Raw genomic sequence first — 14612 nt, 5'->3', positions numbered from 1 at the left:
CGGACATGATCAGCCTGATCGCAGTACGTGACGCCATTGCTCTGAACGGCCGGGCAGATGCCCGGCTCCTCAGCCACCAGCTGAATACCCCGGAAACCCTGGTGCAGGCCATGATGGAAAAGCTGGCAGCCATGGGAAAAATTGAGGCCGTGGATGTCAGCAGTTGCCTGAGCAGCAGTTGCAAACAGTGCCCGGAAAGTCAGGGCTGCGATACAAAGGTGTATCAGATCCGTTCATAATAATAATTTAAAACGAATCATTTTTAATTAAATGATTCGTTTTTTATTAAAAATAAGCACTGACATTCCATATTATTAAGACATCCGAAATAAATAGCATCAATTTTTATCAGAATATAAAATATTATTGTTCTTTGCTCACTGCCAATAAAAATAAAGATGACAACAATAATATCAAAAGAAACTGTTTTTTCCGCAGCGGATGAGCGCCGGACAGATCAATTTGATCGGCCAGCCCAACCTCCCTTTAAAAAATTCTATGTCTTTAATGACAGCATCCTGTTTTTTTCCGGTGATATTAATCCGATATTAGCAACGCTGGCCTCATATCTGACATCCGCCCCCGGTGTGGATGAAGAATACGCTGAACGAATGGCCGAAATATCTGAAATCGATAACGATGAATGTGAAATCATAGAGGTAGACCGTACTGACGGGCGGGTTGTTTACTCGCAGAATGCATCCGTCAGTGAAGAAAATGGCCATATTTTTTACGGTGCAGGCTCAGGCTCTGCCCGAGCCATACAATCATTTATTACCGGTATCCGGGTGATTAATGAGTCAGGCAATCACTATCAGTTTATAAAACACGGGCTGCATCTTCTTACGCGAAGTATGAAATATGCATTTAAGACAGACAAATTCTCCGGCGGAAATATTGCAAAAATAATATGGTATGGAGATGGTATTATTGATAACCAACTTAACTGGATAAAACCATCAGAAATTAATAATTACCATGATAGTATAATAAAAAAGATCGCTGAGAGATTTGAAAATAAAAACGCATTAACTGAACTGATAACCATGATGATTGATGAAGAAAAACAATATGCAAAAGAATTAGAATTTGAGTCAAAAATTTTTGACGATAATTCTGCCCCGCGTTATAGTGCAAAAAACAATCAGGCTGCCAAAGGAAGATACTGCATGAATAAAACCGCCAATACAACACCGGGAGTCGCCGTTAAAACATCAGGCTCTTCTGAGGGCAAAGTCTTCAGTGCCGCATCACTTAAAGCACGCCTGGCGCAGCGTAAAGCAGAAGGCCGCAGCTGAGTCCTTCATCTGAATCAGAATTCGGTAAAAGCCGGTTGGTGATTAAACTGACCGGCTTTTTTCTGATTACCGGCCTGCAAACCCCGTCAGTACCTCACAAAACTCATCCGGATGTGAAATAAAAGGCGCATGTGCACTGTTGCGCATAATCACGGAAGGAGATGACGGCAGTTGTTCATCCAGCAGTGATGCCACTTTACGCGGCACCAGCCCGTCCAGATAGCCGTAAATCCGCAGGAACGGCATCGTCAGGGTCGTCAGTCCGCCGCGCAGATCGGCGGTTCTCAGAATTTCCAGTCCGGCATTCAGTACTGCCGCATCCGGCATCGGCTGTTCCAGTACGACGGATTTCAGTGTGCGGGCATCCTGACGGGCACTGGCGGTTCCCAGTGTCTGCAATGCCAGAAAACGCTCCACGGTGCGCTGAAAATCTGTTGCCAGCTGATGCTGAAAACCGCTCAGAACAGTGGGCTTAATTCCCGGCCAGCCATCTTCCTCCTGCGCACTAAAACAGGGCGACGAACAGATTGTCACCAGATGACTCACCGCCTGCGGATAACGCAACGCAATATCAGCAGCCACCAGCCCGCCCAGCGACCAGCCTGCCAGTACTGCTTTTTCCGGCATCTGCACGAATACGGTATCCGACATCTCCGTCAGTGACATCTCACCAAATTCCTGACTGCGTCCGTAACCCGGTAAGTCAACCTTGTGAATACGGAAATGCGGTGCGAGCCGCATTTCAATGCTGTTCCACACTTCGCTGTTCAGTCCCCAACCGTGTAACAGCACAAGATCGCGCGAACCCTGTCCGCTCTGCTGCCAAAAAAGCGTAGCCATCGTTATTGTTTCCTTATTTATCCGGAGGGAAGACGGATGGTTATTATTGAGAATTACTGCCTGCTGTGCAATCAGCCACTGGCAATTGCCGCACACGGTATCTGCGGATTCTGCATACGCGGACTCCCGGAGATGCCGCCGGTCTGCCGGAGATGCGGCCTGCCGCTGGTAACCCCGGAGCCGGAGTGCGGCCGTTGTCTGCAGACGCCGCCGCCGTGGCAAAGCCTGCTGGCGGTGACCGGCTATCAGCCGCCGCTGGCCGCCCTGGTTCACCGCCTCAAATACAGCGGGCAGACCCACATTGCCCGTGCGCTGGCACGACTGCTGCTGCTCCGGGTACTGGCAGCTTACCGCGCGGGGGAATATCCGAAGCCGGATTTACTGCTCAGTGTACCGCTTTACCGTTACCGGCAATGGCGGCGCGGGTTTAATCAGAGCGACCTTATCGCCCGCCTGCTGGCAAAATGGCTGCGCTGTCCTTACGACAGTTCCGGCCTTATCCGTACCCGTGCTACACTGAGCCAGCGGATGCTGTCCCGCACGCAGCGCCTGACAAACCTGCCTTCTGCTTTTGCCTTAACCCGGGATGTCCGCGGACTGCATATTGCGCTGGCCGATGATGTCATCACAACAGGGGCGACCATGACAGCGCTGTCTGAATTGCTCATTCGTGCGGGTGCGGCGGCAGTCCGGGTGTGGTGCCTTTGCCGCACCTTGTAGTGAACCCGCAAATGGGCGTATTATAACCAACCGGAACAGTCAACTATTTTTGGGCAATGTTATGATTACTATTACTGACGCTGCGCAGGCACATTTTTCCAAACTGCTTGCCAACCAGGAACCCGGCACACAAATCCGTGTTTTTGTTATTAACCCGGGCACTCCCAATGCGGAATGCGGAGTCTCTTATTGTCCGCCTGACGCTGTGGAAGCGACCGATACCGCGCTGCCGTTTGAGCAGCTGACCGCCTATGTTGATGAACTGAGCGCGCCATTCCTTGACGAAGCCGTGATCGACTTCGTGACCGATCAGCTCGGCTCTCAGCTCACCTTAAAAGCCCCGAACGCCAAAATGCGTAAAGTGGCTGATGACGCTCCGCTGATCGAGCGTGTCGAATATGTCCTGCAATCTCAGATCAACCCGCAGCTGGCCGGACACGGCGGCCGTGTTTCCCTGATGGAAATCACGGATGAAGGCTATGCCATCCTCCAGTTCGGCGGCGGCTGTAACGGCTGCTCAATGGTCGATGTCACTCTGAAGGAAGGGATCGAAAAAGAGTTACTGAATATGTTTGCCGGTGAACTGAAAGGCGTTAAAGACCTGACTGAACATCAGCGCGGCGAACACTCTTATTACTGACAGCGCTGTTTACTGATAGAGCTGTACCGGCCGGATATCGCACGGCCGTGATATATACCGTCCGGTGAACTGCCGGGCGGGTTTCCGGCGGTGCTCTGTCACCGCTGATATTCACCTGCATACGAAAAATCATTATGGAACAAATCCGCTTAATCACACCCGATACGGCGTATGAACTCTGGCAGCAGAACGGGGCTGTCCTGGTTGATATCCGTGATCCGCAAAGCTTCCGTGCCGGTCACACTGACGGCGCATTTCACCTGACAAACGACACTGTAAACACCTTCATGGATCAGACAGATTATGAGCAGCCGGTTATGGTCATGTGTTACCATGGGCACAGCAGTCAGGGCGCGGCTCAGTATCTGCTTAATGTCGGCTATGAAACGGTATACAGCATCAACGGCGGCTTTGAAGCCTGGTTGCGCAACTACCCGGACACAGTCAGGTCACTCGCTTAACAACGGACAGCTATATGGTTTATCTGATCACCATCGCCAACCCGCGGATTGCCCAGTCATTTATTGATTATATGGCCTCGCGGGATATTGAGCTTACCATGCGTGCCACCCGCGAAGGGCGCGGTGCGGAATTGTGGCTCGAAGACGAAAGCAAGCTGGCGCAGACACAGTCTGAGCTGGACACCTTTATGCGTGATCCGATGAATAAACGCTATCTCGCGGCCAGCTGGGAATCCGGTGAAACCGATTCCCCGTTCCGCTATCCGGCTTCCCGCGTCTTCAGCAATCTGGTGACGCCGGCCGGGCCGCTGACTATCGCTGTCACGGTGCTGTGCGCGCTGGTCTTTCTGTGGATGCAGATAAGCGGTACTGACGCAGTGATGGACTATCTGGCATGGCCGCAGCCTGACCAGCAGGGTGAACTGTGGCGGTGGATAAGCCCGGTTTTCCTGCATTTTGGCCTGACGCATCTTCTGATGAACCTGGCACTGTGGTGGTATCTCGGCAGCCAGGTGGAAAAACAGCTCGGCAGCGGACGGCTGCTGGTGATCACCCTTATCTCTGCCCTGGTCAGTTGCTGGGCGCAATCCTTTTTCAGCGGTTCATCTTTCGGCGGCTTATCCGGCGTGGTCTTCGCGCTGATCGGTTATGTCTGGTACACCGGCGCACGCAATCCGTCGGCCGGTATTTATCTGCCCGCCGCCATGATGATGTTCTCCGTATTATGGCTGGTTATCGGTTATTTTGATTTATTTGGTACAATACCGATCGCAAATATGGCACATGCGTCCGGTCTGGCGACCGGCCTGCTGATGGCTGTATGGGATAACCGCCGCCGGGCGGCCTGAATAATAATGACAATATGACACCACCACCACCTGTCACGGCACGATCCTGACTATGCGGTGGTATTGATCTGACCGGGGGATTTTGTGAAACAAACACAGCGTCACGATGCTATCGTTGAGTTAGTCAGTAAACAGGGCTATGTCAGCACAGAAGAGCTGGTCGAATACTTTAAGGTCAGCCCGCAGACCATCCGCCGTGATCTCAATGAGCTGGCGGAACAGAATAAAATTCACCGTCACCACGGCGGGGCGGCGCAACCATCCAGCTCGGTGAATGCCGCGTATCATGAACGGAAAAGCATGTGGTCGGATGAAAAACGCCGGATTGCGCGCCGCGTCGCGGCACTGATCCCGGATGGCGCCACACTGTTTATTGATATCGGCACCACGCCGGAAGCCGTTGCGCATGAACTGCTGGAACACAAAAATCTGCGTATCGTCACCAATAACCTGAATGTCGCCACCCTGCTGATGGCAAAAGACGATTTCCGTCTGATCCTGGCCGGCGGCGAAGTCCGTTCCCGCGACGGCGGAATTGTCGGCGAAGCCACGCTCGATTTTATCTCTCAGTTCCGCCTGGATTTCGGTATCCTCGGGATCAGCGGCATTGATACTGACGGCTCCCTGCTGGAATTTGATTATCACGAAGTCCGCACCAAACGGGCGATTATTGAAAACTCCCGCTGTGTGATGCTCGTTACCGACCATTCCAAATTCGGCCGTAACGCCATGGTTAACCTCGGAAATATGGGGCTGATTGATTGCCTGTTTACGGACAAACGCCCGCCGGAAAGTATCATCAAAATTCTCGGTGAGCAGCAGGTACAGCTCGAAGTCTGCTGATTTTCTCCGCCCGCGTCACTGCCCGGTGGCGCGGTATTTCACCCTCTTTTCTCCTCTGCCTTAATTCATTACTTTTTGTATGGATATGCTAACAAATTGTTATCCGTGTCACGGAGAACGTTTTTTTATGTCCTGAATGTTGGAATATCGTTCACATTGAACTATTATGAGCGATAACGAACATTAAAGAACAAATATGGTCATGCGGGAGTGAGGATGGAAACGAAAGATTTGATCGTTATCGGGGGCGGAATCAACGGCGCGGGAATTGCCGCTGATGCTGCCGGACGCGGGTTATCAGTACTGATGCTGGAAGCCCGGGATCTGGCCTGTGCCACCTCATCGGCCAGTTCAAAACTGATCCACGGCGGATTGCGCTATCTCGAACATTATGAGTTTCGTTTGGTGAGCGAAGCGCTGGCTGAACGTGAAGTATTGTTAAAAATGGCACCGCATATCGCCTTTCCGATGCGTTTCCGCCTGCCGCATCAGCCACATCTGCGTCCGGCATGGATGATCCGCGCCGGGCTGTTTCTGTATGACCATCTCGGCAAACGTACCACATTGCCGGGCAGCCGCGGCCTGACGTTCAGCAATGCCTCCCCGCTGAAAGCAGAATTTAAAAAAGGATTCGAATACTCCGACTGCTGGGTGGATGACGCCCGTCTGGTGGTGCTGAATGCACAGGAAGTTGTGCGTCAGGGCGGCGAAGTCCGTACACGGACAAAAGTCACCCGCGCATGGCGCGAAAACGGCTTATGGCAGGTGGAAGCGGAGAATGTCCTGACCGGCGAGACGCTGCGCTGGCAGGCAAAAGGACTGGTCAATGCCGCCGGGCCGTGGGTGAAAACCTTCTTTGATGACGGGTTACAGCTCAAATCCCCTTACGGTATCCGTCTTATCAAAGGCAGCCATATTGTGGTACCGCGTGCGCATGACGAGCCGCAGGCCTATATTCTGCAAAACGAAGATCACCGTATTGTGTTTGTTATCCCGTGGATGGATGAATTTTCCATTATCGGCACCACCGACGTGGAATATCACGGTGATCCGGCAGACGTTAAAATCGATGATAACGAAATTAATTATCTGCTGGATGTCTATAACGACCACTTCCGAAAAACCCTGACCCGCGACGATATCCGCTGGACATACTCCGGCGTCCGTCCGCTGTGTGATGATGAATCGGATTCACCGCAGGCAATCACCCGCGATTACACGCTCGACCTGCATGATGATAACGGGCAGACACCACTGCTGTCGGTTTTTGGCGGGAAACTCACGACTTACCGCAAGCTGGGCGAACACGCACTGGATAAACTGGCGGCCTACTATCCGCAGGCCGGGAAAGCATGGACAAAACAGGCGGTACTGACAGGCGGTGAACTCAACGGCCTGAGCCGCGACGACTATGCACGGACACTCACCGGACGCTGGTCATGGCTGCCGAACGGACTGGCGCTGCGCCTTGCCCGTACCTACGGCAGTCAGACAGAAAAAATCATCGGTGATGCACAGTCCCTCAACGACCTCGGACAGTTATTCGGCCATAACCTGTATGAAGCCGAACTGCGCTATCTGGTACAGCACGAATGGGTGATCACCGCAGAAGACGCACTCTGGCGCAGAACCAAGCTGGGGATGTGGCTTACACAGGAAGAACAGCGTCAGGTGGAGCAGTGGCTCCGCCGGGAAGAACAGTAAGGTAACAACACAGACCGGCTCACAAAGCCGGTCTGTTTTTTTTATGACCTCAGCGCCGGGATTCCAGTGCCATCCGGACAGCCAGTCCGGCCAGTACCGTTCCCATCAGCCAGCGCTGCACAACCTGCCAGAACGGGCGGCCTGTCATGAATACAGAAACCGATCCCGCCATCAGAACAATCAGTCCGTTTACTGTCAGGCTGATCATAATTTGAGTTGTTCCGAGCGCCAGAGACTGCACCAGCACACTGCCGTGTCCCGGCACAATAAACTGCGGCAGCAGCGACAGATACATCACTGCCACTTTCGGGTTCGCAATACTGGTCAGAAACCCCATCGTGAACAGTTTTTTGGGCTTATCTTCCGGCAGTTCCCGTACTGAAAATGCAGAGCGGCCGCCGGGTTTTACTGCCTGCCAGGCCAGATAAAGCAGATATAATGCACCTGCGATACGCAGGACATCATAAGCATAAGGAACTGCCAGAAAGAGAGCCGTGATCCCGAACGCCGCACTCAGCATATAAAAAATAAATGCCAGACCGACACCCGCAAGAGAAATATATCCCGCCCGCTTTCCCTGACAGAGTGAACGGGAGATCAGATAAATCATATTAGGGCCCGGCGTTAATACCATTCCCAGCGCAACCAGAGCAAATGCAAACAATGACGTAATATCAGGCATAATGCACTCCATAACAGATAATGCATAACAAATAATAATGTAATTTATTGTTTTTTCAGGATATGTAACCACCATGAACAGGTGATCATTGATTATAGCCGGAACAAAAAAAAAGCAGCAACAACATAATTTAGTATGTATTAATAACGTGGGTTACTGCACAAAACAGCAGACACAAAAAAAGCGCTTTTCAGCGCTTTTCCGGACCGGTTGTTCTCAGTGCACCTGTGCCGGGCTGAGAAGCTGATAGATCGTGTCCGGGGTATATTTCTCACCGGAAAAATAGATATTCCAGTCGGTGAGCATCGCGGTATTCAGCGGATACACACCGCCCTCTTCCATCTCTTTCACATAGAACGGATGGTTAATCAGTTTACCGGTAAAGACATCATTATCGAGGGTTTCCGGGATAAACCACATGTGTTCCAGGTCATCCTCATCCCCGTACGGAATACCGCATTTGACCATAAACACCCACGGATTTTCGTCCTCATCATCACGGGCTTTTTTGCCGAATAACCCGCCGAACAGACCTTTTTTCACTTTGGCCTCCGGCTGCCCGTACTCTGTAAACATCTGGGCAAAATAGTGCCAGCGCAGCCGGGCTTTTACCGCCATTTCGTGAGTTTCACTGTTCGGGCGATAAAACATGATGGCGGCATCATCGTCGAAACCACGGAAAAATGTCTGTAACTCCGGCGAACTTTCATTCACCCGGAACAACATGCAGGACGGATGGTCATGCTGATCATCACGGTCGCCGCGATCACCAAGAAACTCATTTTCCGGCATATTATCGTGAGAATAATCAATATCTTCCAATGATTTCAGCTGGTCGATTGGCGTATTTTTGTTGATCTGACGAATACCTTCCTGGTAAGGCAGCGCCACAATATATTCCAGCTGTTTTTCAGTCTGTCCGCACAACATAGGCTCATTGAACAGTACTTTGCCTTCATTGAGGCTCTGTCCGATAAAACTGCGCAGCAGATCAGGAATGCCGTAGTACGCATTAATGGTATGCGGCAGCAAGAGTTCCACTTCGGGGATACCGCAGCGCAGCAGGCCGTGTGTATGGAACCAGTACATGGTCGGCGGGGTATTTTCCGTGTCATAGATAGCATGAATGGTATACAGAGACTCGATGTTCAGCTGCACGTCATTTTCCAGCTGAAAATTGAGCCACTCACGGGTAAATCCGCGTCCGGCTGCTGAAATATCAATACCCAGCAGTAAATCCGGCACCAGAATTTGTACCATTTTCAGCTGATGCCGGTAACTCTTCAGTACGTCATTCTGCAAAAGGCACTCAACATAAATGTCCTGCACGGTCTGGTTAACTTCAGCCAGCAGTGCGGCAGAAAGCGGGTCCGTTGAATAGTAAGGATTGATCTCCAGTTCCGGTGCCCGCGGGGCCAGCGACACCAGAAACAGCAGTTCTTCATCGCCATAATGACAGCTGTAATAAAAGCTGTTTTCATCATGTTCTGCGTATTCAATATCACCCTGTGTGAAAAAGGTTTGTGATGCCAGACGCTCTTCTAACTCTGCGAGGTTAAGCCGCGAGGGAGGGAATGCCACTACCTCCGACGTCATCCTCTTACCTTTACCTTCCGCAACCTCAAGGTAATATTGTTTTATATCCATCGGTAATGCCTTTATCCGCTCTGAGTTGTGCTGCTGTGCTGTAATAGTCTCCGGCGGAACACTCCTTCCGGGGGACATAAGAACTTCGGGCGTCAATTATATTCATTGTGGCAACAATAACCTCTGCTTTTGTCCCGGTTATGCCAAACGAAGTACTGTAAAAAATGAATGTGCTGAAATTAAACTCATTTGTTCATACGTATAAGTACCATACTTCGCATGTGTCTTTCATTCAGAATAATCCACCTATTATTCTGTAAACAGATATTTTGGCCAAAATTATACGGCCGGAAGCAAAAACGGCTATAATCCGATCAGTTGACCGCACCGATCTGAGGTATGAGAAGTTGATAAATAACAAAAAGTTAACGATTACTGTTCCGTTACCGGAGCCCTATCATACCGCGGATTTTCTCGCATTTCATTTACGTGATAACCACCATGTGGCTGAACAGGTCACAGAAAACCGGGTGATGAAAGGTATTTGCCTGCACGGCCATCCTGCTTTACTGACACTTGACATCCGCGCCGGGGAAGCCGGCGTCACCCTCAGTACTGACGGCCCGGCCATTCTGCCGGAAGACGGGGCGCGGATGCATCATCTCGCCCGGCATATGCTCGGTCTGATCCAGCCGGTTGAAGAATTTGAGGCACAATATCAGGATCACCCGCTGGCCGGGCCGCTGATCCGGCGGCAGAAAGGTTTGAGGATCTACCAGTCCGCCACACCGTTTGAAGCGATTAACTGGGCGATTATCGGACAACAAATCAGTGTACAGGCCGCGATATCCATCCGCCGCCGCCTGATTCAGCATATCAGTCTGCGCCACTCCTCCGGGCTGTTGTGCTACCCGGATGCGGCACATATTTTACAGACCGATTTTGACGGACTGCGCAGCTGCGGTTTTTCTGCCGGTAAAGCCCATGCGCTGCTGGCACTGAGCGAACAGCTGGCAAGCGGGAAACTGATGCTGCCTGACGTGGTGACGCCGGATAATGCGGATACAGTTTCCGCCTCTCTGACCGCCATTAAAGGTATCGGTACCTGGACCGTCAGTTATGCCCTGCTGCGCGGATTTAACTATCTGAACGGCTCACTGCACGGTGATGTTGCGGTGCGGCGCAATCTGCAGCGCCTGCTGATGCGGGATGAGAAGATAACCGCGGATGAAACTCAGGCGTGGCTGGCGGATTTTGCCCCCTGGCGGGCACTGATAGCGGCGCATCTGTGGCGGCAGGAATCCGCCGCCGGGTACTGAGCAAAAAAAATGCCGCACATGCGGCATTTTTCCTCTCTGCTGACTCAGCGCAGCCAGTTGGTTTTTGCCAGCTCCACAATCTCATCACCGCGCCCGTTAATAATCGCACGCAGCATATACAGACTGAAGCCTTTGGCCTGTTCAAACTTAATTTCCGGCGGCATGGCCAGTTCCTGTTTGGCGGTCACCACATCCACCAGAACCGGGCCGTCATGGGCAAATGCGGTTTTCAGTGCATCATCCAGTGATTCGCTGTCTTCAACCCGTATTCCTTTGATCCCCATGGCATTGGCCATCGCAGCAAAATCCGGGTTATGGAGATCAGTTCCGTCAGTCAGGTAACCGCCTGCTTTCATCTCCATCGCAACAAATCCCAGTACACTGTTGTTAAAGATGACAATTTTCACCGGCAACTGCATCTGTGCCAGGGAAATAAAATCCCCCATCAGCATACTGAACCCGCCGTCACCGCACATTGCCACCACCTGACGTTTGCGATCAAGTGCCTGAGCGCCGATAGCCTGCGCCATGGCATTTGCCATCGAGCCGTGGTTAAAGGACCCAATCAGCCGCCGTTTGCCGTTCATAGTGAGATAACGTGCCGCCCAGACCGTCGGCGTGCCCACATCACAGGTGAAAACGGTATCGTCATCCGCCAGTTCGCTGATTTTTTTCGCCAGATACTGCGGGTGGATCAGTTCCCGTTTGCTTGCGGTTGCCAGTGCATCGAGGTCACTGCGGGCGGTCTGATAGTGTTTCAGTGCCGCATCCAGATGGGTGCGATCCTCTTTGGCCTGTAAACGCGGCTGAATGGCATTAAGTGTGGCTTTGATATCCCCGATAACCGCCATATCCACCGCGCAGTGCGCGCCGAGGCTGCCCGGATTGATATCCACCTGAATAATTTTTGCTTTGGCCGGATAAAACGCGCGGTACGGGAAGTGCGTGCCGAGCAGCACCAGGGTATCTGCGTTCTCCATCGCATAATAACCGGAGGAGAAACCGATAAGCCCGGTCATCCCGACACTGTACGGGTTATCATACTCAATATGCTCTTTCCCGCGCAGCGCATGCACCACCGGCGCTTTCAGGGTTTCCGCCAGCTTGATAACCTCATCATGTGCCCCGGCACATCCGGCCCCGCACATCAGTGTGATATTTTTCGCGCCGTTAAGGGCATCCGCCAGTTTCATCAGCTCATCCCGCTGCGGCATGACCAGCGGCAGCGACGGCTCATACCAGACATTGCGGGCCGATTCCGGAGCCGGTCTTAACGCCACATCCCCCGGAATGACCACCACGGCCACGCCGCGTTCCAGAATCGCCTTGCGCATGGCAATACCGAGCACCTGCTGGATCTGTTCCGGATTGGAAACCAGCTCACAATAGACGCTGCACTCGCGGAACAGCTCCTGCGGATGAGTTTCCTGGAAGTAGTGGCTGCCGATTTCGCCGGAAGGAATATGCGCGGCAATTGCCAGCACCGGCACGCGGTTGCGCTGGCAATCAAATAATCCGTTGATCAGGTGAAGGTTACCCGGCCCGCAGGAACCGGCGCATACCGCCAGTTTACCGGTCAGATGCGCTTCCGCCCCGGCGGCAAACGCGGCCACTTCTTCATGCCGGGTGCCCATCCATTCAATGCTGCCCAGTTTACGTAAGCTGTCACTCAACCCGTTCAGTGAGTCGCCTGTGACACCCCAGATACGGTTGATTCCTGCATCCGCCAACATTTTTGCGATATAACCCGCTACAGTCTGCTTCATCGTAAATCTTCCCTCATACTGGTGATAAATCTGATTCGCAATAAGGTGCTGCACAGAACAATGCCCGACTGCTCTGTGTGTTTATCCTGTCAATTCAGTGTAGCCCGGGCTTGCCGCAGATAAAACCACCAGTAATAAGGTAAATTTTCAGTACTAATTCAGGATATTGCCGGAGATTCGGCGGAATAATACAAAACCAGCCGCAATGATATATAAGTACACTTCTCTTAATTTCTGTTTAATAATATTTATATTATCTTTATTTCGGAGAATGAATTTATATTCCATCCGGAATAAACATAAAATCAGCGTAAATAGAAAATTAAATTAACTCATTGATAAACATAAATTAAATAATGAAACTGTATCGATATAATATTATATCAACACAGACATCATCGTTATTATTCATGCACCATGAAATACTGATATGATATAAACACGATCTCCGTCACGCTCGTTTTTTTAATACTGACGTTAAAATCCCTCCTGCAAATAATAACGAAAACAACTGCTGACAGAAACCCGCCGGTTCCGGAAGGCAGATTCTTTTCGTAAAAATAAAATGTACTCATGTTGCGCTGGCGCTGTGGTATGACCGGTTTCCGGTCATACCCGCGCTTACATCAGGGATTCTTTATCAGCACACAAACCGGTTTCAGTTACGGGGTAAATGTAATGACCAACAAATACAATATCAGTGAAAAACTCTTTGCGCTTGAGGCGTTCAGCAAGAAAACGCGCCAGGATTTACATAAAATCCCTGAGCTGTCCGGTGAAGAATATAAAACCTCAAAATACTGCCGCGAACTGATGGAAAGCTTCGGTTACACCATCCGTCAGTTTGAAGGTTACACCGGCTTTACAGCTGAACTGACCGTGAACCCGGCATACCGGCTGATTGCTTACCGCACCGATATCGACGGCCTGGAAATGCCGGATATGACCTGCAACGAACACAGTTCCGTACACGAGGGTTGTGCCCACAACTGCGGCCATGACACCCATATGACCATCGCCCTGACGGCGGCAAAATACCTCAGCGAACACCGTGATGAGCTGACCCACAACGTCCGTTTTATCTTCCAGATGGCAGAAGAAGATATGCGTGTGCCGGGTGCGGATAAAATGGTGGAAATGGGCTGTATGAATGGCGTGGATGAAGTCTACGGCCTGCATAACGACGCGGCAATTGAAACCGGCTGTATCCGGTTTAACGCCGGGGTGATGTCCTCTTACGGCTCCGCCTGGACGCTGGACGTACACGGCGTTTCCGCGCACGGCTCCACGCCGCACAAAGGACTGGATGCTATCCGCGAAGCGACCCGCATCATTGATTACATGGATTATATCGTCGCCAAGAAAACCGATCCTTTCAGCCCGGCCGTTTTCGGCTGCGGTATGATCAACGGCGGTACTATTCCGAATGCACTGGCTGATTACGTGCAGGCACGCGGCACCATCCGTTCTATGGATGAAGAAACCGATAAGATCTTAAAAGCCAGCTTTAAAGAAATTGTTGCCCGCAGTGAAGCCGGTGGTTTTAAAACCACACTGGAAGCCTGTGGCTATCCGGCCGTGATTAACCATCCGCAGGCAGCAGACGTGATTAAAAACGCGGCAGCCGCTTTCTTACCGGCTGAAAATATTGATTCAAACGGTAAGCCGATGACCGGCAGCGAAGATTTCAGCTATATGATTAATGCCACCAAAGATAAACTGGGTGCCATGTATTTCCTCGGCAGCGGTAATAAAGCCAAAGGAATTAATAACTATCTGCATGCCAATCCGTATTTTGTTGATGACGATTGCCTGCTGATCGGTGCGCAAATCTTTATTAATATTGCCACCCGGTAAAAAAAAAGATAACACACAGCAAATGCAAAGCCCGGTAACTGATGTTG

14 protein-coding genes are annotated in these 14612 nt (G+C 51.4%); 10 read left to right on the top strand and 4 right to left on the bottom strand.

The window, feature by feature from the left end; translation table 11 throughout:
- The first annotated feature begins 5 nt into the window (after window positions 1-5).
- Window positions 6-239 carry a FeoC-like transcriptional regulator gene (locus JC793_RS00745; protein ID WP_046895025.1) on the top strand — a complete coding sequence of 78 codons (234 nt, stop codon included), beginning with the start codon at window positions 6-8 and terminating at the stop codon, window positions 237-239.
- A gap of 159 nt (window positions 240-398) precedes the next feature.
- Window positions 399-1298, top strand: a complete 900-nt coding sequence (locus tag JC793_RS00740) for a hypothetical protein (protein ID WP_218427169.1) — start codon at window positions 399-401, stop codon at window positions 1296-1298.
- 66 nt (window positions 1299-1364) lie between these two features.
- On the opposite strand, the gene bioH is transcribed toward JC793_RS00740, so the two are convergent.
- Window positions 1365-2138 carry a pimeloyl-ACP methyl ester esterase BioH gene (gene bioH, locus JC793_RS00735; RefSeq protein WP_218427168.1) on the bottom strand — a complete coding sequence of 258 codons (774 nt, stop codon included), beginning with the start codon at window positions 2136-2138 and terminating at the stop codon, window positions 1365-1367.
- Between the two features lie 36 nt (window positions 2139-2174).
- Between bioH and gntX the strand changes: the two genes are divergently transcribed.
- From gntX to glpD, 6 genes are all read left to right on the top strand, one after another.
- Window positions 2175-2858, top strand: a complete 684-nt coding sequence (gene gntX, locus JC793_RS00730; protein WP_218427166.1) for a DNA utilization protein GntX — start codon at window positions 2175-2177, stop codon at window positions 2856-2858.
- Window positions 2859-2919: 61 nt separating this feature from the next.
- The gene (nfuA, locus tag JC793_RS00725; RefSeq protein WP_004237958.1) at window positions 2920-3498 is read left to right on the top strand and encodes a Fe-S biogenesis protein NfuA; all 579 of its coding nucleotides are present in this window, start codon (window positions 2920-2922) and stop codon (window positions 3496-3498) included.
- A gap of 134 nt (window positions 3499-3632) precedes the next feature.
- Window positions 3633-3959, top strand: coding sequence for a thiosulfate sulfurtransferase GlpE (gene glpE, locus JC793_RS00720; RefSeq protein WP_004237957.1), 327 nt, complete (start codon window positions 3633-3635; stop codon window positions 3957-3959).
- 14 nt (window positions 3960-3973) lie between these two features.
- Complete coding sequence (gene glpG, locus JC793_RS00715) at window positions 3974-4807, top strand: rhomboid family intramembrane serine protease GlpG (RefSeq protein ID WP_218427164.1); 834 nt, start codon at window positions 3974-3976, stop codon at window positions 4805-4807.
- An 84-nt stretch (window positions 4808-4891) separates the two neighbouring features.
- Window positions 4892-5650, top strand: coding sequence for a DeoR/GlpR family transcriptional regulator (locus JC793_RS00710; protein ID WP_046895030.1), 759 nt, complete (start codon window positions 4892-4894; stop codon window positions 5648-5650).
- Between the two features lie 216 nt (window positions 5651-5866).
- Entirely contained in the window at window positions 5867-7354 is a 1488-nt protein-coding gene (glpD, locus tag JC793_RS00705) for a glycerol-3-phosphate dehydrogenase (protein ID WP_218427162.1), read from the top strand.
- Between the two features lie 49 nt (window positions 7355-7403).
- Here glpD and JC793_RS00700 read toward each other — a convergent pair whose 3' ends face one another.
- Both JC793_RS00700 and JC793_RS00695 read right to left on the bottom strand, forming a co-directional pair.
- On the bottom strand, window positions 7404-8036 hold the full coding sequence (locus JC793_RS00700) for a LysE family translocator (RefSeq protein WP_046895088.1): 633 nt from the start codon (window positions 8034-8036) through the stop codon (window positions 7404-7406).
- Window positions 8037-8252: 216 nt separating this feature from the next.
- Window positions 8253-9683 (bottom strand): DUF4026 domain-containing protein, encoded by a 1431-nt coding sequence (locus JC793_RS00695; protein ID WP_166706818.1) that lies wholly within the window; start codon window positions 9681-9683, stop codon window positions 8253-8255.
- Window positions 9684-10030: 347 nt separating this feature from the next.
- Here JC793_RS00695 and JC793_RS00690 point away from each other — a divergent pair, with 347 nt between their 5' ends.
- Window positions 10031-10942, top strand: coding sequence for a DNA-3-methyladenine glycosylase 2 (locus JC793_RS00690; RefSeq protein WP_166706817.1), 912 nt, complete (start codon window positions 10031-10033; stop codon window positions 10940-10942).
- Window positions 10943-10986: 44 nt separating this feature from the next.
- On the opposite strand, the gene poxB is transcribed toward JC793_RS00690, so the two are convergent.
- Window positions 10987-12708, bottom strand: a complete 1722-nt coding sequence (poxB, locus tag JC793_RS00685) for a ubiquinone-dependent pyruvate dehydrogenase (RefSeq protein ID WP_218427160.1) — start codon at window positions 12706-12708, stop codon at window positions 10987-10989.
- Between the two features lie 678 nt (window positions 12709-13386).
- On the opposite strand from poxB, the gene JC793_RS00680 reads away from it, so the two are divergent.
- Entirely contained in the window at window positions 13387-14565 is a 1179-nt protein-coding gene (locus JC793_RS00680) for a M20 metallopeptidase family protein (RefSeq protein ID WP_218427158.1), read from the top strand.
- The last annotated feature ends 47 nt before the right edge of the window (window positions 14566-14612 follow it).

This window comes from Morganella morganii (assembly GCF_019242955.1).
In the GTDB taxonomy this organism is placed as follows: Bacteria; Pseudomonadota; Gammaproteobacteria; order Enterobacterales; family Enterobacteriaceae; genus Morganella; species Morganella sibonii.
This window is presented reverse-complemented; position numbering and strand designations above follow the sequence as displayed.

Excerpts from the sequence above, each read along its gene's own strand:
- glpE (WP_004237957.1), top strand. The coding sequence starts at position 3,633 with ATGGAACAAATCCGCTTAATCACACCCGATACGGCGTATGAACTCTGG.
- bioH (WP_218427168.1), bottom strand. The coding sequence starts at position 2,138 with ATGGCTACGCTTTTTTGGCAGCAGAGCGGACAGGGTTCGCGCGATCTT.
- nfuA (WP_004237958.1), top strand. The coding sequence starts at position 2,920 with ATGATTACTATTACTGACGCTGCGCAGGCACATTTTTCCAAACTGCTT.
- JC793_RS00745 (WP_046895025.1), top strand. The coding sequence starts at position 6 with ATGATCAGCCTGATCGCAGTACGTGACGCCATTGCTCTGAACGGCCGG.
- JC793_RS00740 (WP_218427169.1), top strand. The coding sequence starts at position 399 with ATGACAACAATAATATCAAAAGAAACTGTTTTTTCCGCAGCGGATGAG.
- glpG (WP_218427164.1), top strand. The coding sequence starts at position 3,974 with ATGGTTTATCTGATCACCATCGCCAACCCGCGGATTGCCCAGTCATTT.
- JC793_RS00680 (WP_218427158.1), top strand. The coding sequence starts at position 13,387 with ATGACCAACAAATACAATATCAGTGAAAAACTCTTTGCGCTTGAGGCG.
- poxB (WP_218427160.1), bottom strand. The coding sequence starts at position 12,708 with ATGAAGCAGACTGTAGCGGGTTATATCGCAAAAATGTTGGCGGATGCA.
- glpD (WP_218427162.1), top strand. The coding sequence starts at position 5,867 with ATGGAAACGAAAGATTTGATCGTTATCGGGGGCGGAATCAACGGCGCG.
- gntX (WP_218427166.1), top strand. The coding sequence starts at position 2,175 with ATGGTTATTATTGAGAATTACTGCCTGCTGTGCAATCAGCCACTGGCA.
- JC793_RS00700 (WP_046895088.1), bottom strand. The coding sequence starts at position 8,036 with ATGCCTGATATTACGTCATTGTTTGCATTTGCTCTGGTTGCGCTGGGA.
- JC793_RS00695 (WP_166706818.1), bottom strand. The coding sequence starts at position 9,683 with ATGGATATAAAACAATATTACCTTGAGGTTGCGGAAGGTAAAGGTAAG.